At 54.9% G+C, this 21859-nt stretch carries 24 protein-coding genes; 10 read left to right on the top strand and 14 right to left on the bottom strand.

From position 1 onward, the window contains the following. The first annotated feature begins 577 nt into the window (after nt 1–577). Nucleotides 578–1213, top strand: coding sequence for a LysE family translocator (locus E0L35_RS20390; protein WP_009287029.1), 636 nt, complete (start codon nt 578–580; stop codon nt 1211–1213). 10 nt (nt 1214–1223) lie between these two features. Here the strand turns inward: E0L35_RS20390 and E0L35_RS20385 are convergent, their stop codons facing one another. Next, nucleotides 1224–1967, bottom strand: a complete 744-nt coding sequence (locus E0L35_RS20385; protein WP_138801277.1) for a class I SAM-dependent methyltransferase — start codon at nt 1965–1967, stop codon at nt 1224–1226. A 204-nt stretch (nt 1968–2171) separates the two neighbouring features. On the opposite strand from E0L35_RS20385, the gene E0L35_RS20380 reads away from it, so the two are divergent. The 4 genes from E0L35_RS20380 (at nt 2172) to E0L35_RS20365 (ending at nt 5435) form a co-directional block, all read left to right on the top strand. After that, a complete protein-coding gene (locus E0L35_RS20380) occupies nt 2172–2579 on the top strand; it encodes a DUF4019 domain-containing protein (protein WP_035579957.1) in 408 nt (135 codons plus the stop codon). A 207-nt stretch (nt 2580–2786) separates the two neighbouring features. After that, nucleotides 2787–4145 carry a nodulation protein NfeD gene (locus tag E0L35_RS20375; protein WP_138801276.1) on the top strand — a complete coding sequence of 453 codons (1359 nt, stop codon included), beginning with the start codon at nt 2787–2789 and terminating at the stop codon, nt 4143–4145. Between the two features lie 59 nt (nt 4146–4204). After that, nucleotides 4205–4993 carry a slipin family protein gene (locus tag E0L35_RS20370; RefSeq protein ID WP_035579952.1) on the top strand — a complete coding sequence of 263 codons (789 nt, stop codon included), beginning with the start codon at nt 4205–4207 and terminating at the stop codon, nt 4991–4993. A 124-nt stretch (nt 4994–5117) separates the two neighbouring features. After that, nucleotides 5118–5435, top strand: a complete 318-nt coding sequence (locus tag E0L35_RS20365; RefSeq protein ID WP_138801275.1) for an antibiotic biosynthesis monooxygenase — start codon at nt 5118–5120, stop codon at nt 5433–5435. A 22-nt stretch (nt 5436–5457) separates the two neighbouring features. Here E0L35_RS20365 and E0L35_RS20360 read toward each other — a convergent pair whose 3' ends face one another. Then, complete coding sequence (locus E0L35_RS20360) at nt 5458–6060, bottom strand: VTT domain-containing protein (protein ID WP_138801274.1); 603 nt, start codon at nt 6058–6060, stop codon at nt 5458–5460. A gap of 8 nt (nt 6061–6068) precedes the next feature. Next, the gene (locus E0L35_RS20355; RefSeq protein ID WP_022523121.1) at nt 6069–6887 is read right to left on the bottom strand and encodes a DUF1206 domain-containing protein; all 819 of its coding nucleotides are present in this window, start codon (nt 6885–6887) and stop codon (nt 6069–6071) included. A gap of 154 nt (nt 6888–7041) precedes the next feature. Between E0L35_RS20355 and E0L35_RS20350 the strand changes: the two genes are divergently transcribed. Further along, nucleotides 7042–7875 (top strand): AraC family transcriptional regulator, encoded by an 834-nt coding sequence (locus tag E0L35_RS20350; RefSeq protein ID WP_022523122.1) that lies wholly within the window; start codon nt 7042–7044, stop codon nt 7873–7875. Here E0L35_RS20350 and E0L35_RS20345 read toward each other — a convergent pair. Together E0L35_RS20345 and E0L35_RS20340 are read right to left on the bottom strand one after the other, a co-directional pair. Continuing rightward, complete coding sequence (locus E0L35_RS20345) at nt 7861–8466, bottom strand: LysE family transporter (RefSeq protein WP_022523123.1); 606 nt, start codon at nt 8464–8466, stop codon at nt 7861–7863. The two genes, E0L35_RS20350 and E0L35_RS20345, sit on opposite strands and share 15 nt — an antisense overlap. A gap of 103 nt (nt 8467–8569) precedes the next feature. Beyond that, nucleotides 8570–9490, bottom strand: coding sequence for a glutaminase (locus E0L35_RS20340; RefSeq protein WP_022523124.1), 921 nt, complete (start codon nt 9488–9490; stop codon nt 8570–8572). 204 nt (nt 9491–9694) lie between these two features. Between E0L35_RS20340 and E0L35_RS20335 the strand changes: the two genes are divergently transcribed. Continuing rightward, complete coding sequence (locus E0L35_RS20335; protein WP_022523125.1) at nt 9695–10558, top strand: methylated-DNA--[protein]-cysteine S-methyltransferase; 864 nt, start codon at nt 9695–9697, stop codon at nt 10556–10558. Here the strand turns inward: E0L35_RS20335 and E0L35_RS20330 are convergent. From E0L35_RS20330 to E0L35_RS20305, 6 genes are read right to left on the bottom strand one after another with little or no spacing between them, the layout of a single operon-like run. Then, on the bottom strand, nt 10555–11421 hold the full coding sequence (locus E0L35_RS20330) for a phosphodiesterase (RefSeq protein ID WP_022523126.1): 867 nt from the start codon (nt 11419–11421) through the stop codon (nt 10555–10557). The two genes, E0L35_RS20335 and E0L35_RS20330, sit on opposite strands and share 4 nt — an antisense overlap. Beyond that, the gene (locus tag E0L35_RS20325) at nt 11414–12496 is read right to left on the bottom strand and encodes an ABC transporter ATP-binding protein (protein WP_022523127.1); all 1083 of its coding nucleotides are present in this window, start codon (nt 12494–12496) and stop codon (nt 11414–11416) included. The genes E0L35_RS20330 and E0L35_RS20325 overlap by 8 nt, the downstream gene beginning before the upstream one ends. A gap of 23 nt (nt 12497–12519) precedes the next feature. Further along, nucleotides 12520–13308: an ABC transporter permease subunit gene (locus E0L35_RS20320; RefSeq protein ID WP_022523128.1), complete on the bottom strand. Its 789-nt coding sequence runs from the start codon at nt 13306–13308 to the stop codon at nt 12520–12522. Further along, entirely contained in the window at nt 13305–14201 is an 897-nt protein-coding gene (locus E0L35_RS20315; protein WP_022523129.1) for an ABC transporter permease, read from the bottom strand. The genes E0L35_RS20320 and E0L35_RS20315 overlap by 4 nt, the downstream gene beginning before the upstream one ends. Nucleotides 14202–14203: 2 nt before the next feature. Beyond that, nucleotides 14204–15235 (bottom strand): ABC transporter substrate-binding protein, encoded by a 1032-nt coding sequence (locus tag E0L35_RS20310; RefSeq protein WP_022523130.1) that lies wholly within the window; start codon nt 15233–15235, stop codon nt 14204–14206. 11 nt (nt 15236–15246) lie between these two features. Continuing rightward, nucleotides 15247–16269, bottom strand: a complete 1023-nt coding sequence (locus E0L35_RS20305; protein ID WP_022523131.1) for a LacI family DNA-binding transcriptional regulator — start codon at nt 16267–16269, stop codon at nt 15247–15249. 202 nt (nt 16270–16471) lie between these two features. On the opposite strand from E0L35_RS20305, the gene E0L35_RS20300 reads away from it, so the two are divergent. Further along, nucleotides 16472–17938 (top strand): cobyric acid synthase, encoded by a 1467-nt coding sequence (locus tag E0L35_RS20300; RefSeq protein ID WP_022523132.1) that lies wholly within the window; start codon nt 16472–16474, stop codon nt 17936–17938. Here E0L35_RS20300 and E0L35_RS20295 read toward each other — a convergent pair. After that, complete coding sequence (locus E0L35_RS20295) at nt 17898–18296, bottom strand: RidA family protein (protein WP_022523133.1); 399 nt, start codon at nt 18294–18296, stop codon at nt 17898–17900. The genes E0L35_RS20300 and E0L35_RS20295 overlap by 41 nt on opposite strands. A gap of 170 nt (nt 18297–18466) precedes the next feature. Here E0L35_RS20295 and E0L35_RS20290 point away from each other — a divergent pair, with 170 nt between their 5' ends. Both E0L35_RS20290 and E0L35_RS20285 read left to right on the top strand, forming a co-directional pair. Further along, on the top strand, nt 18467–19030 hold the full coding sequence (locus E0L35_RS20290; RefSeq protein ID WP_022523134.1) for a hypothetical protein: 564 nt from the start codon (nt 18467–18469) through the stop codon (nt 19028–19030). A 125-nt stretch (nt 19031–19155) separates the two neighbouring features. Next, nucleotides 19156–19689: a cytochrome b/b6 domain-containing protein gene (locus tag E0L35_RS20285; protein ID WP_022523135.1), complete on the top strand. Its 534-nt coding sequence runs from the start codon at nt 19156–19158 to the stop codon at nt 19687–19689. A gap of 5 nt (nt 19690–19694) precedes the next feature. On the opposite strand, the gene E0L35_RS20280 is transcribed toward E0L35_RS20285, so the two are convergent. Together E0L35_RS20280 and E0L35_RS20275 are read right to left on the bottom strand one after the other, a co-directional pair. Beyond that, nucleotides 19695–20876: a VWA domain-containing protein gene (locus E0L35_RS20280; protein WP_009287016.1), complete on the bottom strand. Its 1182-nt coding sequence runs from the start codon at nt 20874–20876 to the stop codon at nt 19695–19697. Nucleotides 20877–20879: 3 nt separating this feature from the next. Further along, nucleotides 20880–21734 carry a MoxR family ATPase gene (locus E0L35_RS20275; protein WP_089692014.1) on the bottom strand — a complete coding sequence of 285 codons (855 nt, stop codon included), beginning with the start codon at nt 21732–21734 and terminating at the stop codon, nt 20880–20882. Nucleotides 21735–21859: the final 125 nt, after the last annotated feature.

Raw genomic sequence — 21859 nt, 5'->3', positions numbered from 1 at the left:
CCTGGGTCAGCTGTCGGTATCCCATGCTCTGCTTCACTTTGGTCGGTAAAGTCGAGAGGGTACCGGCGCTGGCCCTCCTTCCTCTACTGTGTGATCCAAAGTGCTGCGGTTATTCTATGAATCCAGGTTTGCAGGGATGAGGCAACTTCAGTAGTGGATGAGGAATTGCCGCGGGTCTTTGGTTCAATATCATAAAGGGGGGATGCATCGTTAGTACCTTCACTGATAATGGCATGATGGGTACCTGTACCGTAAATATGTGTGCTAATTTGAATTGGTCTGGTCGACCGCATGCAATCATTGAAAATGTGATTGTTTCCAAGGATCACCGCAAGCAACGTATCGGTAAGGCCAATCTTAGGTGTGCTATAGACTTTGCCCAGCAAGCTGGCTGTTATAAAGCGGCGCTTATGACGAGGTCTAAAGACCCCGCGACACAGGTTCTACGAGTCTTCAGGATTCAGCCCAAGCAAGCAGAGGTATCAGGTAGGGTTCAATGCATAACGCCCCATCCGATGCGCACGCACGGTTTTGCCATTAATACGGGTAAGCGTAAGTTTTGGGATAGGAGAGAGACATGATACCAATCGAAACATGGATGGCTTTCACTGCCGCATGCGTTTTAATAATTCTAGTGCCGGGGCCTGATAATATACTCGCCGTTAGTCGTGGACTTAGCCAGGGGCGTCTAGCGGCTTGTGTCTCCAGCGTAGGAGCTGGAATGGGGCTGATGGTGCATGTGGTTGTCGCTTTTCTTGGTTTGGCGGCTCTTATCCAGACCTCTGCCGTTGCCTTTAGCGCCGTTAAATTGATTGGGGCCGGGTATTTGATTTGGTTAGGTATTAAAGCATTACGTTCCAGAGACTTGATTGCATTTTCATCGCATCGTCGTTTGTCTTACCGCGTGGTTTTAACCACTGGGTTTCTAACCAACGTGCTTAATCCGAAGCCCGCGCTATTTATCTTGGCATTTATTCCTCAATTTGTATCGCCGGCGCAGGGATCGATTGCGTTGCAAACGCTATTGCTAGGTGCTTGGTTTGCTTTTATGGCATTCGCTATATTCGCCGTGCTGGGTCTCTTTTCATCTATGTTTGCGCGCTGGTTGGAGAGTCGTCCGCGCGTAATTCAAGGCCTGAATATGGGCGCTGGAGCAATGTTCATTGCAGCGGGGTTATCAGTGATATTTCTTGAGAAAGTGGAGAACCGCTAGTCGAAGACGACTAAACCTTCACACAGACAAAAATAGCGTTTCCTGAGGCGTTATCCCAGGGAATGATTTTTTCATAGTTGTGCTCAAACACATGAACTTCAAAGTGAGGCGCTAAGAGTGCGCTTAACTCTGCAAAGCTGACGGCTACCATGGGGTGTTCGTCGTTCCATAGCAGTGTTCCTTCAGCGTTGGCTTTTTCAATGCTGAGTCTAAGCGACTGCTTTTCACCCTGACCACTGTAGTGCCATCCCGAGCGGAACGTGAATAAATCGCTTTCTTGTTTGGCGCTGTGTTTAACAGATAAAGCGTTATCGATTTTGTCTTTATCGACGGCGTTAAAACAGAAAATGCCATCAGACTTGAGTGCACGATAAACACTGGATATACACGCTTTGAGCTTTTCAATGCCATCGCTGTAGTGGATTGAGTATAAAAAACAGGTGATTAAGTCTTGAGGTTCGTTGGCTTTGAAGTCGCTCATGTCTTGCAACGTGAAGAGCGCTTCTGGGCAGCGTGTGGCGGCGATATCCAGCATGGGTTGGTTGATATCCAACCCGCTGCTGGCGTATCCAAGATCAATGAAATGGCGCACATGTGGGCCGGTGCCACAGGCTAAATCTAGGTGTGCCGTTCCGCCGTTACCGAAAATCTGATGCAGCCTGCGAATGGCGTGACTTTGCGCTTGATAGTCAATATCTACGCACATCAAATCGTAGTAGCCAGAAAGGTCGGTATAGAGGGCGTTGACGGGCATGGTGACCTAAATAGTGGCAACTGAAAGATTGTGGGTGGCGCATAGTAAACGAGCGGGTAGGGTTTGAGAAGCAGAGCCATAGCTAGGAGCGTTGGTGTTCATCAAATACCTTCTGGGACCCTAAAGAAATCCTGACGTTTACCGATATATAGCAAAGGCCATGAAGATTTCTCTGGTCGTTGTTAAATGCCAAGAGACCCCGCTATGCCCAAAAACCTGATCTTTATCTTTGCCACCTTGTTTCTCTCGCTATCCTCCCAAGCTCATGCAAACAGCAGTGATGCAGAGGCGGCGGCGTTGGCGTGGCTAGAAGCCATCGATAGCGGTCAGTATGAGCAGGCATGGGAAACTTCGTCTTCATTACTAAAAAAGCCGCTTTCACCGCACATGTTAGAACGGACGATTGGTGCAGCGCGCCGTGACTTTGGTGCGGTCCAGTCCCGTCGGCAAGTAAGCGTCGTTCGCGAAACCTCTATGCCAGGGGCTCCAAGAGATGACTACGCGGTTTTGACGTTCCAAACAAGTTTTGAAAACAGGCCGCAGATTACGGAAACCATCACCCCTCACTTGGAAGAGGGGACGTGGAAAGTGAGTGGTTATTACTTGAACTAACCGATTCCTCAAAATATTTCGACCACCTCTGGCCTTCAAAATCGCTAACTTGGTTCAGGCTCTTTTTACCCACGAAGCTTGCCTTCACGTTGTTCATGACGAAGCTCAAAGTGGGTGCTACGTTGAGTAGATAGCCTTGTGTATGTTGCTATGGATAAGCTTCAGATTCAGAGGGGAATGTTCAGGCGTTGAATGCGAGGAGCGGGTATGCAAACCCTTTCTCTCAAACCGCACTGGCTCTGGTTGATAGTTGCCGGTTTGCTAATGGCGACCATGTCGTTGACCTGGCAGGCCATGGCACAGTCCTCGTCGTCCAGCGCGCTGGTGCTCAATATCGAAGGCGCGATCGGCCCGGCGACCAAGGATTACTTCGAGCGCGGCTTGGATAAAGCCCGCGAGCAGGGCAGCGAAGTGGTGATCGTCGAGCTCGATACCCCCGGCGGACTGGTCGACACTACCCGCGACATGATTCGCGAGATGCTCAACGCTGATGTCCCCGTCGTCATGTACGTATCCCCCAGCGGTGCGCGCGCGGCAAGCGCGGGCACCTATCTGCTTTACGGCAGCCATGTGGCCGCCATGGCCCCCTCGACGCATCTCGGTTCGGCCACGCCCATTCAGATGGGCGGCGGGCTGCCCGGCAGCAATGAAGACGACGATGACAGCGCGGCTGACGAGTCGGAAGGCGAGGGTAGCGCCATGGAACGCAAGGTGATGGAAGACGCGGTGAGCTTTATCCGCAGCCTGGCGGAACGCCATGATCGCAATGCCGATTGGGCAGAAGACGCGGTGCGTGATGCCGTCAACCTCACCGCCAGCGAGGCGCTGGAGCAGAACGTCATCGAAGTGGTGGCGCGCGATCTCACCGATCTACTTGAACAGATCGATGGCATGAGCGTGGTTATGCAAAGCGGTGATGCCACCCTCGAGACCGCCGACCTCACTATCGAGCGCTTCGATCCGGATTGGCGCACCCAGGTGCTGTCGCTGATTACCAACCCCAACATCGCCTTCTTTTTGATGATCATCGGCTTCTACGGGCTGGTTTTCGAGCTTGCCAGTCCAGGCAGCTTGTTTCCCGGCACCATTGGCGTGATTTGCCTGTTGCTCGCCCTGTTTGCATTTCAGGTGCTGCCGATCAACTACGCCGGTCTGGCGCTGATCGTGGTCGGGCTGGCGTTGATGGTGGGCGAGGCCCTGATGCCCAGCTTCGGCGTGCTGGGGCTCGGCGGCATTATTGCCTTTGTACTTGGGTCGATCATGCTCATGGATGCCGAGTATATGGCGATTTCACTACCGCTGATTGGCGGCGTGGCGCTGGTATCCGGCGGCTTGATGCTCTGGACGTTGACGCGCTTTGCCACGCTGCGCCGCCGCCCGGCGCATACCGGTATCGAGGAAATGATCGGCGCAAGCGCCGTTGCCCTGGAAGATTTTGAAACCAACGGCCACGTGCGGCTGCACAGCGAACGCTGGAATGCGGTGAGCGATGCTCCCGTCAAGCAGGGTGACGAGCTGAAGGTAGTGCGTCTTGAAGGCTTGACGGTCTATGTATCACATCCCTAGCGACCCTGGCCCTTGCGGCCGTCGTTAGGTAATTGATCATCCGCTAAACGAGGTGCCCCATGATTCTTTCGTATCTTGTCCCCGTCGTACTGGTGGTGTTACTCATCGCCGCATCCATCCGCATTCTGCCGGAATACAAGCGCGGCGTGGTGTTCTTTCTGGGCCGCTATCAGAAGGTGAAAGGGCCGGGCCTGGTCATCGTGATCCCCGCGATTCAAAAGATGCAGGTGGTCGACCTGCGCGTCATCACCATGGACGTGCCCGAGCAGGACGTGATCTCCCAGGATAACGTCACGGTGAAGGTCAACGCTGTGCTTTACTTCCGCGTGGTGGATCCGGAAAAAGCGATTATCCAGGTGGAGAATTTTACCCAAGCCACCAGTCAACTGGCCCAGACCACGCTGCGTTCGGTGCTGGGTAAGCATGACTTGGATGAAATGCTCTCCGAGCGCGACAAGCTCAACGACGATATCCAGGAAATCCTCGACGCCCAGACGGACTCCTGGGGCATCAAGGTGGCGAACGTCGAGATCAAGCATGTGGATCTTGACGAGAGCATGATCCGCGCCATTGCCCGCCAGGCCGAGGCGGAGCGCGAACGTCGCGCCAAGGTTATCCATGCCGAGGGTGAACTGCAGGCTTCCAAGAAGCTGGTCGAAGCGGCCAATGTGATGCAGGAAAACTCCGCCGCGCTGCAGTTACGCTATCTGCAGACCATGAGCGACATGAGCAACAAGAACGCCTCGACGATCGTCTTCCCGCTGCCCATGGACATTATGGAAGCCTTCAAGGATATGAAAGCCAAGCATACGGCAGCTCCGCCTGGTAAGGCGCAGGATGACGCCTAGGCTCACAGCTCTTCCCACTGCCTGTGGTACGGTTTGGCGGCAGTTGGCAGTGGGCTCCCTGAATACATTTTTTGTTTCATGGGATATGCTTCGAAGCCCCTGATCCAAGAATCCCGGTGATGCCATGTCCCTGATTGCCACTACCCCCGAACCGCCTTACTACGCCGTTATTTTTACTTCACTACGCACAGAGGTCGATAACGGCTATGACGAGATGGCGGCAAGAATGGTTGAGCTTGCAGCGCAGCAGCCGGGGTTTTTAGGAGTGGAGTCTGCCCGTAATGAGGTGGGTGTAACAGTTTCTTACTGGGCCGATTTGGCATCTATTAAAGCGTGGAAAGCTCATGCTGAGCATCAAGAAGCTCAGCGGCTAGGCCATCAGCAGTGGTACCAACACTTCAAAACCCGTATCGCTAAAGTCGAGCGAGATTACGGTATTTAGCTGGTTGGCACCGATTCACGGCTTACACCACCAGCCCAGCCAGTGCCTGCATTCCTAGAGCCACCGCAAGTACAACAACTCCTGCCACCAAACTGGTTACCAAGGCATGGCGTTTCCACAGTACCAGAACACGGTGGCCAAAGCGGTGAACCAGCCAGGCAAGGCCGAAGTAGCGCAAGCCACGGGCGATTAATGTCGCTACTACAAACATTACGATTGGGTAGCCGGAAAGCCCGGCGGTAATCATCGCCACCTGAAAGGGAATCGGTAGTATTCCAATGGCCAAAATGGCGGCAAAACCGTACTGATCGAAAAATGTTTGGAATGCCTGGTAGCTATTCTGCATCCCCATAGACTCAATAAACCAGGTGCCCACCGACTCATAAAGCACTAAGCCAATGCTGTAGCCCACCAGCGACGCGACGAGGCAGCCCGCAGTAGTGACCAAAGCCAGTAACCACAGCCGCTGCCTATTAACGGCCATCAGCGGTATCAACACCAGCTCAAGAGGAATGGGCAGAATAATAGTCTCCAAAAAGGAGAGGGTGCCCAGCAGCCACAGCATGTTCTTCGAGCCGTTAATACGCTCGAACCACTGTTTAGTACGCTTGGATGTTATGGCCATGCAGGTCTCTACACTTCGGGATTAATGCGGCGATAGACAGCCGCTAATAGGCTGTAAAGGCCAAACGCAAAAAGTCCCAGCGCGACAAAACCAAGCAACCACTGACCGAAGGGCTGGCTTCGCAGGGTGCTAAACACCTCGCTCATACCGCCTGCTTGATTGGGATTGATTTGATAAGCGGCGATGATAAAAAAGCTACCCACGATCACAAACACAGCACCACGAATCACTAAGCCGAAACGGCAAATAGGGTAGGCCCATTGTTGCGTTTGTGGTGGCATAGCGAAGTGTTTGTCGAATTTGGCCTTGTAGCCTTTAAGCGCGTGGGCCATACCTACCCCTATCATGATTAGGCCAACCCCAGCGACCAGCCAGCGCCCGAAAGGCTGCTGCATCAGCCAGCCCGCGACACCTTGTGAACCACCACCTGAATCACCCGAAGAGCCCGCCAATTGAAAGATGAGCGTGGCGGCAAAAAAAGCCAACAACGTGTGGGTAAAGGCGCTCGCCAATAAGCCCGCACGAATTGCCAGCCCCTTGGCGCCGTTGCCGTGATGGTCGGTGTCTTTAACTGCTTGGATAGTCCGCCACATCGCGTAGCCCACCAAGCCGATGGCCATAAGGGCTAACAAGACTTTTCCGAAAGGAGCGGTGAGCACGCGTTCTAAGGCGCCCCGACTGCCTTCTGTTTGGCCGCCTTGTCCAAAGGCTGCCAGCGCTGCAAGGCCGCCGACTAATACATACACAATGCCCCGAGAGGCGTAACCCATGCGGGCGAAAAGGGTAATCGCATCACGGTGGTCGGGGTTATTCACACTATTGGCCATGGTGTCCTCCTGACATATTAGGCGTTGCGCATCCCTATGCAATCTAGTTCATATAGCGCTTATCCGCGGCCCATACTGGCCTTGTGCTGTGCTATTGTCCAGCCTAGGCCAAGCCGAAGTGTGAAAGGCTTTTTTTGAAAAACACGAGCAGAACATGAGTACAATTTCGTCACCTATTTTCTGGCGCGATGCGCGTATGCCCTATGTGGAGCTGCGCAAGATTAGCGACGCGCGACAAGTTTGTTATGCGCCGCACAGCCATACGCATTGGTCGCTGGGGGCCATTACCGCAGGTAAAAGCACTTTTTGCTATCGCGATGCGACGCATCAGATTAGTGCGGGTGACATCGTTATGATGAACCCCTACTGGGTGCATGCCTGCAACCCTATCGAGAACCAGCCCTGGGCGTACATGATGCTCTACGTCGATACCGAGTGGCTGAGTGAATTGCGTTACCAATTGGGCCTGTTGAATACGCCGTATTGGCAAGATATCGCCACCGCCGTCATTACCCAGCCAGCGCTTTATGCCGGGTACTGCGATATGGCTGCTTGTTTGCTGGATGAACGCCGCGAGATTAGCGATAAGCAAACGGCGCTAGTCGAATACTTGTCCATCATGATGCAAGTGCTTGCTCAGGAATCCCCCGCGGTATTGCCCCAAGCGCCCAGTGCGCTAGAACAGGTCGCGGCCTATTTGCGTGCCAATTGTAGCGCTGATATATCGCTAGAACGCCTATGTGAGCAGTCCGGCTATAGTGCTGGGCACCTGATTCGCGCCTTTAAACAGCACTTCGGACTAACACCCCATGCTTACCTGATTAATCAGCGCATTCAGCTGGGGCAGCAAGCGTTAAAACAAGGGCAACCTATCGTTGAGGCGGCTTTGAACGCTGGCTTTAATGACCAGCCCCACTTTCAAAGGACGTTCAAGCGGCTGGTAGCAGCGACACCCAACCAGTACCGCTACCCGCTACTCAACCAGTAAGACAATAGCGCTAACCGCCAGGCAGATAGCGAGTGCGCGGTTAATCGTCAGTAAGATGATAGGACGATGAACATAGCGTTTCAGAAAAGCGCCTGCATATACCCAACTGGCTAGCGATAGCCAGCAAATAGGCAGATAAAGGCCGGCGAACAGCCATAGCAGATGGGGCTCATTAGCAGTGGTGTAGGCGCCAATGCCAGCGGCAGACGCCAGCCACGCCTTGGGGTTGAGCCACTGCATCATGGCACCTGTCATAAACCCTGGCGCTTTGACGCCGCCTCGCTCCTGCAAGCGCCCATCGTGCTGTAAAAGTTGATAGCTGAGATAGAGTAAAAACAGAATGCCTGCCCAGCGCAAAAACTCTTCCAGCAGCGGCAGCACATTCAGCAGGGAGTAAAGCCCCGCGCCGATGGCTAAAAATAGCGCGATAAACCCGAGCGTGGCGCCGGTTACAAAAACAAGCCCTTTAGCAATAGGGTAGTGCGTACCGCTACTCAAACAAACGATGTTGACCGGCCCCGGCGAAATAGACGCGGCAAGCGCAAATGCGGACATGGGCAGAAGTGTAGGCAGCAGTAGTGTAGCGCTCATTGTCATCCTCCTCGGTAGTGCAAGGAGTTTGCGGTGGTGCCCCCTGGAGGTATTGAACAAAATTGAGGTGGTCGCTTAAATCGATGCCTTCCACTCTGCTCTTTTAATGCCCAAACACCGACCAACCGGTACGCTGCACAAACATTTCCAGCGCCTGGGTGCCTAATAAGCTATTGCCGTAACTATCTAATCCCGGCGACCAGACGGCAATAGAACCGTGGCCTGGAGCAATCGCCAAGATGCCACCACCCACGCCGCTTTTGCCAGGCAGGCCGACGCGAAATGCGAACTCTCCCGAGGCGTCGTAGTGCCCGCACATCATCATTAGTGAATTGATACGCCGTGCGCGCTGGGGGGCTACCACGCGAATGCCACTGGGTTTGTTGATACCATCCGAGGCCAAAAATAGCCCGGCATGGGCCAACTGCTCACAGCTCATGGCGATAGCGCACTGGTGAAAATAGGTGCCTAGCACCTTATCGACATCATGGCGCAGGCGGCCAAAGGCTTTCATAAAGTGCGCCAATGAAGCGTTGCGGTCGCGGTGGGCCATTTCTGAAGCGGCCACCGCGTGGTCGAAGTAAATGCTGTCGTCATCGGCGATATAGCGCACAAAGCTAAGAATCTCGCCAAGTGTCTCTTTGGGCTCGTGGCCCATCATGATCGCATCGACTACCGCAATGGCCCCGGCATTGATAAACGGGTTACGCGGTTTGCCGCTTTCATGCTCTAGTTGCACGATGGAGTTGAAGGGATCCCCTGAGGGCTCGCGGCCTACTTTTGACCACAGCGAATCACCCACTTGCCCAAGTGCAATGGTCAGCGTAAATACTTTAGAGATACTTTGAATCGAGAAGGGCGTGGTAGCACAACCTGCCGAGTACACTTTGCCATCCACCGTGGCGAGCGAAATGGCAAACTGCTGTGGGTCAACATGGCCAAGCTCGGGAATATAGTCTGCGACCTTACCGCGTTCTTCGGCGTTTGCCATGGCTGCTGCAATGTCATTGATCAAGTCTTGCATGGGCGTATCGTGTACCGTCAATGGAGGCGGGGCATTACCCTAGCGAAAACTGGTGGAAATGTCTGTTAAACATAACGCCTCTTTTAAACATAAACTGTCTGATCACCCGCCGGTGCGCAAGATTCGGGTCGGCAGCTCGCCCGTGAAGGCTTAGGCTGAAAGGAACTAAGCAGCCCCGACCCCGACGGCCAGAGAGATAACCCAATGAATGACTATGAGCGTATCGAAAAAGCCATGGCCTATATGGTGGCTCATGCGGCGGAACAGCCCAATCTGGAAACGGTGGCTGCTCATGTTCATTTGAGTGCCTTCCACTTCCAGCGACTGTTTTGTCGTTATGCGGGGATTAGTCCCAAACGCTTTTTGCAGGCACTCACCTTAGAGCGCGGTAAGCAGTTGATGCATTCGTCCACTTCTTTGCTGGATATCGCCCATACCCTTGGGCTGAGCGGTGGCTCGCGGCTTTACGACCACTTTGTTCAGTTAGAGGCGGTCACGCCCGGCGAGTATAAGCGCCAGGGTGAAGGAGTGGAGATCGCTTATGGCGTTCACGAAACACCTTTAGGTCGCCTATTCGTCGCGGTAACGCCCCGGGGTATCTGCCGAATGGGGTTTGTCGATACGACTAATTCAGAGGAGTTACTGGCAAGGTTGGCCAAGGAGTGGCCGCGCAGCACCCTTCAACATAACACTGAGTCCACTCGCTATGCGGTGGAAAGGCTGTTTACTGAGCCTGAAGAGGGGGCTACCGCTGTCTCGCTACACGTCACTGGCACCAACTTCCAAATAGCGGTTTGGCGAGCGCTGTTAACGATCCCCGAGGGGCAATTTGCCAGCTATTCCCATATTGCTCAGGCGCTGGGATCACCTAAATCGTCCCGAGCAGTGGGCAATGCAGTGGGCGCTAACCCCATCGCGTTATGGATCCCCTGCCACCGGGTGATTCAACAAAGCGGTGCACTCGGTGGTTACCGCTGGGGATTAGAGAAAAAGCAGATGGTACAAGCCTGGGAGCTGGCGCTGGCTCACACAGATAACACAGCGCTCGCCCCCAGTTTAACGACCTAATCAATCAGCCCGTTCGCATCAAAAAACGGGAAGGGGCCAGGATAGCGCTGGATAAACCCTTGGTGAGTCACCATACCGTTAGTTGCCGACCACTGGTGTAGCAGGTAACCGGGAGGCTCTAGCTGAAAGCTGGAGGGGCCGTCTGGGGTGAGATCCAAACTCACCTGGTGGGAAACCCCAGGGCAGCTAATCGCCAAAGTGTTAGCAAAGCGCGCTTGGATCGAACGGTGCAGATGCCCACAGAGCACGCGCTCGACCTGGGCATGTTTGCCAATGACGTCGGCTAGCGCGTCTGGTCGCTTCAGCGGCTGGCGATCCATATGGTCGATGCCACTAACAAAAGGGTGGTGATGCACCATGACGAGAGTCGGTTTTTCGGGATGCTCTGCCAGCATAGTGTCTAGCCACTGCAGGCTTTCATCGCTTAGCTCACCATGGGGTTTGCCGGGCACCGATGAGTCGAGCCCTACAATGCGCACCGGGTAGTCATCCACGACCCAGTGTAAATAGTCGCGGTGCTGAAACAGGTAACGGTGCTCGGGAAAGGCGGCGCGCAGATGCTCGCGGTCATCATGATTTCCAGGGATCAAGTACACGGGCAGCATTAACTCAGCCAGAATCTGCTTAAAGGTGGCGTACTCGCTAGGGTGGCCAAAATCGACCAAGTCACCGCTAATTAGCACCAGGTCGGGCCGCGGCGCTAGCTGATTGAGCGTGCTGATTGCTTGGCGCAGCGCATTGGCGGTATCTACCTGGCGGTAAGAGAGTTTCCCGCCCGCCTTGATATGCGGATCGCTAATCTGGGCGATAAGGCATTGCTGGGCATGAGGATCTTTCTGAGCGTTTAAACCTTGATCAGCCATTGGCCATCTCCTTGGCATTAACAGGGGCAGTGGGCTTATCTGGATGAAAAAGCACGCTGGAGGGGAGTGCCAAACCAATCGCGGTACCGTTTGGCCAGCGCTGGCGGGAGGGGGCCTCAATCTGGAGCGGCGAAGCGCCGCCGGTGTCCACCATCAGGCGCTGGGTCTGGCCCAGGAAAATGCTTTGTACCACTTTCCCCTTTACATCGGCTTGGTCAACGGAAACCACCTGGATATCTTCTGGACGGCAGTAGACAGTGGATACTCCCTGCAAATGGGCAGCGATGAGTTCACCTCCATGGACGACCAATCCTCCATCGGCGCGTGTGCTGATCACGTCCAGGCAGTTAACCGCACCAATAAAATCGGCCACAAAGGCGTTGGCCGGCTGATGATAAATCTCTTGGGGAGTGCCCAACTGCGCAATGCGTCCGGCTTGCATTACCGCGATGCGGTCACCCAAGGCCATCGCCTCATCTTGATCGTGGGTGACGTAGACCGCCGTGGTGCCCAATTCACGCAGCAGTTGGCCGATCTCGATGCGTAAGCGGTCGCGCAGTTTGGCGTCTAGCGCTGCCAACGGCTCATCAAACAGCAGCACCTTGGGGCGAACAGCAATCGCACGGGCGAGAGCGACGCGCTGTTTTTGGCCGCCGGAGAGGGCGTCGATGCGCCGGTCACCAAAGCCTTGTAAGTCGACCATATGCATGACTTCGTCAAGCCGATGTGCGATCTCGACACGTGGCAAACGCTGTATTTTCAAGCCATAGGCAATATTGTCGGCAACGCTCATATTGGGAAATAGCGCGTAGTTTTGAAACACCATTCCCACGTCGCGCTGCTCAATCGGCAGAGCGGTGACATCACGCTCGCCAAACATTACTTGCCCGCCTTTGTCGGGGCTTTCCAGGCCGCTAATAATGCGCAGGGTGGTGGTTTTGCCGCAGCCGGAAGGGCCCAGCAGTACCAGGGTTTCGCCCGCATTAACCTGCAAATCAAGCGGCTGGAGCGCTGTGTTGCCGCCAGCGAAGGTGCGGCTGCATTGGTGTAGCGTAATGCTGACAGATGAACTCATAACGGATTCTCAAATAATAAAACTTAGCGGCGCTGCTCGGTGAGTCGGCCTGCCCACTGAATCGCCACTAGCAAGGGCACCACCATCACCAGAAATATCAGCGTGTAGGCTGAGCCGATTTCAAGGCGCATCGAGGCATAGCTGTCGGCTAAGCCGACCGGTAGCGTTTTGGTTAATGGGGTATGCAGCATCCAGGTAATGTTGAATTCACCGATCGATAGGGTGACCACCATCAGCGCCCCCGCCAAAATACCGCTCATACAGTTGGGGATGACCACCCCGAAAAAGCGTTGCCGAAAACTGGCGCCTAAGCTGGCGGCGGCTTCTTCCAGTTGGGGAAGCTTGGCGGTTTGCATCACGGAGAGCACCGCGCGCACCATAAAGGGCAAGGTAAACAGCACATGGCCAACAAGAATAAATAGCCAGCTGCCACGAAATTCACGGTAGCTGCCATAGGCAAGCAGTAGGGCAAGCGCGGTGGCCAGCCCAGGCACGGCAACTGGTAGCAGTAGGAGTTCTTCAAGCGCATTGGCCCAGCGGCGACGGCTGCGCAGCAGGCCATAGGCGGCGGGTACGCCAATCAGGATAGTGATCAATAAGCAGGCCAGCGCCAGTTTAATTGAGAGCCAGATGGTATCGGCGTAGAGCTGCCACACCTCATCCACCCAGCGCAGGGTCAGGCCACTCTCAAGGCCGACAAAGTAGTTTTCGGTCAGCCCCGCCATGACCGACATGGCGACGGGCACGATCATGAACAGGCACACCAGCAGGGTGAAGCCCAATTGCAGCGTGAAGCGTAGGCGAGATTTCATACCGAGGCTCCCAAGTTGCCGCCAGCCAGCCTGCGGGCAAGACTCAATGCCATCCAGGTGATCACGCCCAATACCACTGAAAGCGCGGCTGCCATGGCGAAGTTAGCGTAGTTGGTGAATTCGCCGTAGATATTGAGCGGTAGAATGCTCAACTGCGTGCCCAGGGTAAACGCCGTACCAAAGGCGCCCATACTGGTGGCAAAGCAGATGGCACCGGTTGAGAGCAGCGCGGGAGCAATGCCGGGTACGATGACGTCTTTGGTGACCTGCCAGGTGTTAGCACCTAACGAGCGAGCTGCCTCTTCAAGGCTTCTATCCAGGTTGTCGCAGGCAGCCATCACAGTGGTGATAACGCGAGGAATGGAGAAGTAAAGGTAACCAATAAATAGCCCGGCCAGTGAGTAGGCGAACATCCAGCGCTCGCCAAACAGCCACAGGCTGGTCTGCGCCAAGGCACCTTGACGCCCTCCCAGCATGATGACCAAAAAGCCCACCACCACGCCTGGGAAAGCCAGCGGAAAGGTGAGGATAGCCACTAGTATGGACTTGCCAAAAAAACGCTGGCGGGCGAGAAAAAATCCGGCAACGCCCGCAATGGCAACCGCTACCAGTGACACTATCAGCGAAAGACCAACGGTGGTCGCTAGGCTGATTAAGTACTGACGATGGGTAAGAATAGTCAGGTAAGCGCTAATACCGCTGCTTGGATCAGCCTCGGCGCCCATCATGATCAGACGCGAAAAAGGCAGTAGCCAAAAGGCGCAGAAAATCACCAGGGCAGGCAGTAAGGCGAACAACGCGATAAAGCGTTTACGCCGGGCTGGGCCTACCATCGTCGATGGTCGACTTAGGTAAGAAGCAGCCCCGGAGGGCTGCTTGGATGCCGCTGTCATGATTAACGAACCTCCGACAGATACCGCTCAGAGAAGCTACGTTGAGCAGCCGCCATGGCGGGGTAGTCAAGTGCCTCGGCGCGGGCATACTCGCTATCGGGCAGAAAGACTTCGCGTGCTTCGGGGGAAATGGCGCTGGCGCGCACGGGACGTAGGTAAGCATCTGCCCATACCGCTTGGCCTTGGTCAGAGAGCACGAAATCAAGCACTTGCTGACCGTTTTCGGGGTTAGGGCCATCTTTTACCAGGCTCATAACATAGGGCACTACCACGCTGCCCTCCTCGGGAATCACAAACTCTACGTTGGCACCATCGCTATGGCGTGCGCGGTAAGCGTTGAAGTCGTAATCGAGAAGAATCGGGATCTCACCAGAAAGTACTCGAGCGTAGCTGGTTTGCTTGGGCACAATCGGGTCGTTTTTGGCTAGCTGATTGAAGTAGTCGATCGCCGGAGTGAAGTCATTAAGATCGCCACCCATGGCTAGGTTGACCGCCACGGCACCGACGTAGCCAACAAAGGCGCTGGCCGGGTCAAGGTAACCCACCATGCCGCGATACTCGGGCTTGAGCAGATCTTCCCAGGAAGTGGGCACCGGCGCGCCATCCAAGGCGTCAACGTTGACCATAAAACCGAGGGTACCAGAGTGAATGGCAAACCAGTTACCTTCGGGGTCTTTTAGACCTTCAGGAATCTCATCCCAGTGTTCGGGCTGGTAGGGCGCCACTACGTCCTCTTCCATGGCTTGAATGCCGAAGGTCACCCCGTAGTAAACGACATCGGCCACCGGGCTACTGGCTTCGGCAACCAATTGGGCTAAGGATTGGCCGGAGTTCTTGTTGTCTTGCGGCACGCGAATGCCGGTCTCCTGTTCGATCAAACGCAACTGAGTGCCCCAGTCCGCCCACTCAGGCGGGCAGTTGTAGCAGATAGCGTTGTCGCTTGACTGGGCAGTGGCGACCCCTGACGCACTGATAACCGCCGTGGCCAGTAACGCTTGATAAAGATGCTTAAGGTTCATGCGTTTAAGACTCATACCAAGTTCCTCTATAAAGTGCTTAACGTGGACTTGCGGGATGCCGGGATTCCGACACTTTCGCCCTTACGCAATGCGTGGGGCAGGGGAGCGGGCGTGCATTTTTCTCCCCGAATCATGGCTAACAAGGTGTGAACCGCGGTGCGCCCAATGTCGGCGCGAGGCTGCTCAATGGTGCATAGCGATGGGTAGAGGTGCTTGCCTAAGGCAATGCCATCAAAGCCCATCACAGAAAGGTCGCCAGGCACGTTAAAACCTGCGCGTTGTAATTCGCCCATCAGGCTGATGGCGAGCAGATCATTGGTACAGATCACCGCGCTGAGAGCCTCTGGCCCTTGCAGTGCAGGTGTTAGGCTTTTCAGGTCAGCTTGGGTATGGCGGGTCATCTCAACCAACGGGCGTGCGATCAGGCCTGCCTCGCGGATAGCGTGGCAGTAACCGTCAAAGCGCTGCCGGGCGCGGTCTGATTGCAGCAGCGGGCCAGCGACCATGCCAATGCGCTCATGACCCAGGGTGATTAAATGGCGGGTGGCATCAGCGCTGGCAGCGCGGTTATCGACGCCAATAGAGGGAAAACCACTTTTCCCTGGCGGGTTGTAAACTAGTAAGCACGGGGTGGTTTCTAAGCGCAGCGTGTTCAGCACGGCACTGTTATCCGCTTCAGCCACGGTCAGCACCAAGCCGTCCACGCGCTGGCGCAGCATCTCCTCAACAATGTCACCCTCGCGGCTGGGCGAGTATTCGCTGGTGGTAACGATCAGTGAGTAGCCAGACGCGCGGGCGGCCACTTCCATGGCTTGTAGCTGCTCGGCGAATACGGGGTTATCGAGACTGGGCACCATCACGCCAATCATCTGTGTCGCTTGAGAGCGCAGCTGTTGGGCGATTTTATTTGGCCTAAACGCTAACTGCTGGGCAGCGTTAAACACTTTTTCACGGGTAGCGGGGCGTACCAAGTCGGGGTTTGAAAAAGCCCGCGCCGCGGTTGCCCGAGAGACTCCTGCGAGTTTGGCCACACTAAGTAAATCTGCCATGGAAATACCTGTTATGAATGCAATGAGATCGATCTCATTTATTAGGTGTCAGCCTAGAGATGGCGTATGACGAATTGATGGCAATAAAAAGTATTTTTGATTATTAAGGGCAGCAGCGTGCTTAAGCGGAGATTGAACACATTGCACCGCTTAGCCCCTCCCGCTAAAGTCTCGCTCTTGTTCACCTGGACGAGACTTCTTTATGGCTACACTGATGATTCAAGGCACCACCTCGGATGCGGGTAAAAGCACTGTGGTGGCTGCCCTTTGCCGCGCGCTGGCAAGGCGTGGAGTATCGGTGGCGCCATTTAAACCCCAGAATATGGCATTGAATAGCGCCGTGACTGAGGACGGCGGCGAGATTGGCCGTTCCACGGCGTTACAGGCGCAAGCCTGCTATTTAGCGTCCCACAGTGATATGAACCCGGTACTGTTAAAGCCGGAAACCGATCGTGGCGCCCAGGTGATTTTACGCGGCAAAGTGCATGGCCATATGGATGCGCTGGATTACCACGCCTATAAACGCACCGCGAAAGAGAGCGTGATGGCGGCATGGCAGGCGTTGGAAAACCGCTTTGATGTCATTATTGCCGAAGGGGCGGGCAGCCCTGCTGAGATCAACCTACGCGAGGGGGATATCGCCAATATGGGCTTTGCCGAAGCGGCTGACTGTCCAGTGATACTGGTGGGCGATATTGACCGCGGTGGGGTATTCGCCCAATTGGTAGGTACGTTGGCGCTGTTGAGCGAGAGCGAACAGGCGCGTACCAAAGGCTTTATTATCAACCGCTTTCGAGGTGATATAGCGCTGCTTAAGCCGGGGCTTGAATGGTTGGAGGAGCGTACGGGAAAACCCGTATTCGGAACACTGCCTTATCTGCAGGGGCTAGTACTCGATGCTGAAGATAGCATTGGTTTAACCCACGCCGAAAAGGCTAGCCAGACACTTAACGTGATCGTTCCGGCGCTACCGCGCATCAGTAACCATACTGACTTCGATCCGCTGCGGTTGCACCCACAGGTATCGCTGACCTTTGTGGGGCCCGGCCAGCCGATACCCGCCGCCGATGTGGTCATTCTGCCCGGTAGTAAAAGTACCGCGAGCGATTTGGCGTGGTTAAAGCAACAGGGCTGGGATAACGCCATTCAGCGCCACCTGCGCTACGGCGGCAAGGTGTTAGGTATTTGCGGTGGCTTTCAAATGCTGGGCGAATGGGTGGATGACCCTGATGGTCTGGAGGGTAAGCCAGTAAAAGTGGCGGGCTTGGGCTTGTTGCCGCTGACCACCCGAATGGTGGCAGGCAAACAGCTACGCAATGTTCGCGGCGTGACCGTTGCTGAAGGGGTAACCGTCACCGGATATGAAATTCATAATGGCGTAAGTGAAGGGCAGGCGCTTAACGCGCCATTATTTGACATAGAAGGCCGACCAGAAGGCGCCGTCAGTGAGGATGGCCAAATAATCGGTACTTACCTGCACGGGTTATTTGACCACCCGGAGGCCTGCCAAGCCCTACTGAAGCAGTTGGGACTCGTTAATGGAGAGCAGAGCGATTATCAAGCTCACCGAGAACGTGAGCTTGACCGTTTAGCCGATATGCTGGAAGCCCATATCGATATTGAGGCGGTTATTGCGCTGATTGATGCGGGCGCTTCGCCATCACAGTGATTTCAATACTGCTTCCGCCGTAGAGGTTAGGGGATTCGGTGCAGGTGCGGGCAGGGTAGCGGCCAGGTTCAAAGTACTCCGCGTAAACAGTGTCCATGTCTTGGATAGCGTGTAGATCCGTGAGGTGGATATCCACCCGCACTATATCCGCTAAGCTGCCGCCTTCCATTTCAAGCATGCGCGATAGTGCGCGCATCACAAGGCGAGTCTCTTCTTTAACGTCGCCTTTGACTGCGTGGCCGTTAGAGAGATCGCCAACGGTCAGTCCTGAAATAAACACATAGTGATCATCGACTACCATGTGGCTACCGGGGAAGCTTGGTGTGGGCATGGTAGGGTCATTCATAAAGGTGGGCATGCTAGCTCCTTCTAAGTGATGTTCACGCTTACAGTTATCTTCGACAGATTGTTAACAGTAGTGTTCAGTATCAGTAAAAATGAATAGAGGACGCGTGAGGCATGTCGCGCTGTCAAAACGGCGATAATTACTCTAGGCTTGCGGCTTTTTAGTCGCTGAGGATGATTCATATGAAGGTCGTACACGTTAACGCAGAGGCCCAGCGCAACGCCTGTCTGGCGCGACTATGCGCTGAGGTATACGGGCAACAGGCTGGTCTAACGCCGCTGGTCGTGTTCACCGGCACCTGCAGTGTGTTATTTCCTCAGGAAGCCGCGCGACTGTTTGCTGCCGTTGACGGCCAGGGTAAACCCCAAGCGCTAGCGCTGCTAGTGCTGGACGAAGAAGGCGAGGGTATGACCGTGACCCACGCCTGCGCACTTGACCAGACAGATGCCCAGCAGCGTTTGATCAGCGAGCTTACTCTGAAAGCGCCGCTACGGGTCGAAGTGGATAACGCCGAACGAGAAGCGTTCTATCAAAAAAGTGGCATTAAGCGCTGGTTCGGCGGGGTGGATGGAAAGCGTATTGGCTTGGGCGCTCGCCACCCTGCCAAGAGTATTCGCGAATTAGCGCCTACCCTAGTGTTGGATGAAGCGCTTATCCTGCGCCGCTTTAAACATGACCCTAAGGCGTTTGAAACGGCCAAACAGGCATTTTTGAAGGGCTTAAACGATTTCCCGCAGTCGCTTTAATAGCCCTTAGGAAACGCTGCGTTCCAGTTTGTGCAACCAAGTTGCACGTTGTTGCCATGTTATTTACGTGTTGCCCCGATAAAATAAGCATCACGACTAGCTTATTAAAAGAAGGGAGAAGCTGCATGGCATTACCGATAATGGATAACAGTCAACGTTACGGTGCGATTAGCCGCTTGTTGCATTGGGGGATGGCGCTACTGTTTGCTTGGCAGTTTACGAGTGCCACGGCGCACTGGCTTTTTCCGGACACACCCTTTGAAGAGTTCTTCTGGGGAACCCATTACCCAGTGGGTGTATTGCTACTGACCTTAGTCGTACTGAGAGCGATATGGGCGTTGGCCAATGCATCGCGCCGTCCGCCATCGGTGAGCGTTATGGCAAAGTTGGGCCATCTTGTTCTCTACGGCTTGATGATGGTGATTCCGACGATTGCGCTTATTCGCCAGTACGGTTCGGGCCGCTCGCTTGAGGTGTTTGGCTTTACGCTGATGTCAGGTTTTGAAGGCGAGGAAATCACCTGGATGACAGATCTGGGCGGTTTGCTCCACGGTGAGCTAGGCTGGACATTGTTAGCGTTGATCGTAGGGCACATCGTGATGGCCATTTTGCATCGCAAGCTGACTCACCACGACGTGCTGACGCGCATGGCCAGATAATCAGACTACTTCTTTGCTAGCTCGCGCATGGCGGTTTCCAAACCCTCCATGGTCATGGGGTACATGCGGTCATCAATGATCTCGCGGATTAGTTGAGTAGAGTAGGTGTACTCCCATGCCCGGGGTGGCATCGGGTTAAGCCACGCCAGGCGGGGAAACGTTTCGCATAAACGCTTCAGCCACACGCCGCCCGCTTCGTCGTTAAAGTGCTCTACGCTACCGCCGGGGTGGGTGACCTCATAGGGCGACATGGCCGCGTCACCGACAATCACGACCTGGTAATCCGCACCGTAGGTGTGCAAAACATCCATGGTCGGGATCCGCTCGTTACCCCGACGCATATTGTTTCGCCAAACCCCTTCGTAAAGGCAGTTATGAAAGTAGTAGTGCTCAAGATGCTTGAACTCTGAACGGGCGGCAGAGAACAGTTCTTCGCAGACGCGAATATGATCATCCATCGAGCCGCCCACATCCAAAAATAGCAGCACTTTAACGGCGTTATGGCGCTCCGGGCGCATCTGAACGTTGAGTAGCCCGGCGTCCTTGGCAGTTTCGCGAATAGTGCTATCCACGTCAAACTCATCTAGCGCCCCTTGGCGGGCAAACTTGCGCAGGCGACGCAGCGCCATTTTGATATTGCGCGTGCCTAATTCCAGAGAATCATCGTAATCGCGGAAGCGTCGCTCGTCCCAGACCTTGGTGGCGCGGCGGTGGCGGGAGCCATCCTGACCAATGCGAATGCCTTCCGGGTTGTAGCCGTAGGCGCCAAAGGGGCTGGTGCCGCCGGTGCCGATCCATTTATTGCCGCCCGCGTGGCGCTCTTTTTGCTCCTCCAGGCGTTTTTTGAACGTCTCAATGAGTTCTTCGAGGCCGCCCAGGGATTCGATCTTGGCTTTCTCTTCGTCGGTAAGCTGCTTCTCAAACTCCCGGCGTAGCCAGTCATCGGGGATCAGCGCTTCAATGGCGGCGTCCATATCCTCAAGGCCTTTAAACCAGGCGGCGAAGGCACGATCAAAGCGGTCAAAGTGGCGTTCGTCTTTGACCATCACCGTGCGGGCCACCTGATAGAAGGCTTCCATATCGGCGAACACCACACCGCGTTCCACCACGGCGTGAAGATCCAGCAGCTCACGTAGCGATACCGGAACGCCCGCACGCTTTAGTGTTTCGAATAGGCCAATAAACATGGCTTAGCGGCCTGTGCCTTTTTGGCGACGGATCATAAACGCCAGGCGTTCCAGCAGTTGGGTGTCCTGCTCGTTTTTGACCAAGGCGCCGGCCATGGGTGGAAGTGCTTTGGACGGATCGCGGTTGTAGAGCGCCTCTTGAGCAATATTGTCAGCCATCAGTAGCTTGAGCCAGTCGACTAGTTCAGATGTGGAAGGCTTTTTTTTGAGGCCTGGCGCTTTACGTAGCTCGAAAAATACCTCTAAGGCTTCGCTGACCAGCTTGGGGGCGATATCCGGGAAGTGCACATCGACAATCGCCTGCATGGTCTCGCGGTCAGGGAACTCAATGTAGTGGAAAAAGCAGCGGCGTAGGAACGCGTCTGGCAGCTCTTTTTCATTATTCGAGGTAATAACAATAATCGGGCGCTGTTCGGCGCGAATGGTTTCGCCGGTTTCGTAAACGTGGAATTCCATACGATCCAGCTCTTGAAGGAGGTCGTTGGGGAATTCGATATCGGCCTTGTCGATCTCGTCGATCAGTAGCACCACCCGTTGATTGGCGGTAAAGGCTTCCCACAGCTTGCCGGGTTTGATGTAGTTGGCGACGTTTTCCACGCCTTCAACGCCTAGCTGAGAATCCCGCAGGCGGCTGACTGCATCGTACTCGTATAAGCCCTGGGCCGCCTTGGTGCTGGATTTGATATGCCAGGTAATCAACTGAGTATCGAGAGATTCAGCCAGCTCTTCAGCCAGCAGGGTTTTGCCGGTACCCGGCTCGCCTTTGATCAACAGCGGCCGCTCGAGCACCACGGCAGCATTCACCGCCTGCTTAAGCGCATCGGTTGCGATATAGGAAGAAGTGGAGTCAAACGCCATGGGAGGGCCTCGGCTTGTCGAAAGCGGGTTTATAAAAGGATAAACGGATTCAAACAAGTGTACGTGAGGGTCACCCTCAAGGCCAAGAGGTAGTGGTAGCTGGCTGGCATTCTGCACAACACTGT

Source organism: Halomonas sp. ATBC28, assembly GCF_005937175.1.
In the GTDB taxonomy this organism is placed as follows: domain Bacteria; phylum Pseudomonadota; class Gammaproteobacteria; order Pseudomonadales; family Halomonadaceae; genus Vreelandella; species Vreelandella titanicae.
This window is presented reverse-complemented; position numbering and strand designations above follow the sequence as displayed.

What these genes read in the sequence shown, in the direction of transcription:
- E0L35_RS20390 (WP_009287029.1), top strand. Translation starts at nt 578, where the DNA reads ATGATACCAATCGAAACATGGATGGCTTTCACTGCCGCATGCGTTTTA.
- E0L35_RS20385 (WP_138801277.1), bottom strand. Translation starts at nt 1,967, where the DNA reads ATGCCCGTCAACGCCCTCTATACCGACCTTTCTGGCTACTACGATTTG.
- E0L35_RS20380 (WP_035579957.1), top strand. Translation starts at nt 2,172, where the DNA reads ATGCCCAAAAACCTGATCTTTATCTTTGCCACCTTGTTTCTCTCGCTA.
- E0L35_RS20375 (WP_138801276.1), top strand. Translation starts at nt 2,787, where the DNA reads ATGCAAACCCTTTCTCTCAAACCGCACTGGCTCTGGTTGATAGTTGCC.
- E0L35_RS20370 (WP_035579952.1), top strand. Translation starts at nt 4,205, where the DNA reads ATGATTCTTTCGTATCTTGTCCCCGTCGTACTGGTGGTGTTACTCATC.
- E0L35_RS20365 (WP_138801275.1), top strand. Translation starts at nt 5,118, where the DNA reads ATGTCCCTGATTGCCACTACCCCCGAACCGCCTTACTACGCCGTTATT.
- E0L35_RS20360 (WP_138801274.1), bottom strand. Translation starts at nt 6,060, where the DNA reads ATGGCCATAACATCCAAGCGTACTAAACAGTGGTTCGAGCGTATTAAC.
- E0L35_RS20355 (WP_022523121.1), bottom strand. Translation starts at nt 6,887, where the DNA reads ATGGCCAATAGTGTGAATAACCCCGACCACCGTGATGCGATTACCCTT.
- E0L35_RS20350 (WP_022523122.1), top strand. Translation starts at nt 7,042, where the DNA reads ATGAGTACAATTTCGTCACCTATTTTCTGGCGCGATGCGCGTATGCCC.
- E0L35_RS20345 (WP_022523123.1), bottom strand. Translation starts at nt 8,466, where the DNA reads ATGAGCGCTACACTACTGCTGCCTACACTTCTGCCCATGTCCGCATTT.
- E0L35_RS20340 (WP_022523124.1), bottom strand. Translation starts at nt 9,490, where the DNA reads ATGCAAGACTTGATCAATGACATTGCAGCAGCCATGGCAAACGCCGAA.
- E0L35_RS20335 (WP_022523125.1), top strand. Translation starts at nt 9,695, where the DNA reads ATGAATGACTATGAGCGTATCGAAAAAGCCATGGCCTATATGGTGGCT.
- E0L35_RS20330 (WP_022523126.1), bottom strand. Translation starts at nt 11,421, where the DNA reads ATGGCTGATCAAGGTTTAAACGCTCAGAAAGATCCTCATGCCCAGCAA.
- E0L35_RS20325 (WP_022523127.1), bottom strand. Translation starts at nt 12,496, where the DNA reads ATGAGTTCATCTGTCAGCATTACGCTACACCAATGCAGCCGCACCTTC.
- E0L35_RS20320 (WP_022523128.1), bottom strand. Translation starts at nt 13,308, where the DNA reads ATGAAATCTCGCCTACGCTTCACGCTGCAATTGGGCTTCACCCTGCTG.
- E0L35_RS20315 (WP_022523129.1), bottom strand. Translation starts at nt 14,201, where the DNA reads ATGACAGCGGCATCCAAGCAGCCCTCCGGGGCTGCTTCTTACCTAAGT.
- E0L35_RS20310 (WP_022523130.1), bottom strand. Translation starts at nt 15,235, where the DNA reads ATGAGTCTTAAACGCATGAACCTTAAGCATCTTTATCAAGCGTTACTG.
- E0L35_RS20305 (WP_022523131.1), bottom strand. Translation starts at nt 16,269, where the DNA reads ATGGCAGATTTACTTAGTGTGGCCAAACTCGCAGGAGTCTCTCGGGCA.
- E0L35_RS20300 (WP_022523132.1), top strand. Translation starts at nt 16,472, where the DNA reads ATGGCTACACTGATGATTCAAGGCACCACCTCGGATGCGGGTAAAAGC.
- E0L35_RS20295 (WP_022523133.1), bottom strand. Translation starts at nt 18,296, where the DNA reads ATGCCCACCTTTATGAATGACCCTACCATGCCCACACCAAGCTTCCCC.
- E0L35_RS20290 (WP_022523134.1), top strand. Translation starts at nt 18,467, where the DNA reads ATGAAGGTCGTACACGTTAACGCAGAGGCCCAGCGCAACGCCTGTCTG.
- E0L35_RS20285 (WP_022523135.1), top strand. Translation starts at nt 19,156, where the DNA reads ATGGCATTACCGATAATGGATAACAGTCAACGTTACGGTGCGATTAGC.
- E0L35_RS20280 (WP_009287016.1), bottom strand. Translation starts at nt 20,876, where the DNA reads ATGTTTATTGGCCTATTCGAAACACTAAAGCGTGCGGGCGTTCCGGTA.
- E0L35_RS20275 (WP_089692014.1), bottom strand. Translation starts at nt 21,734, where the DNA reads ATGGCGTTTGACTCCACTTCTTCCTATATCGCAACCGATGCGCTTAAG.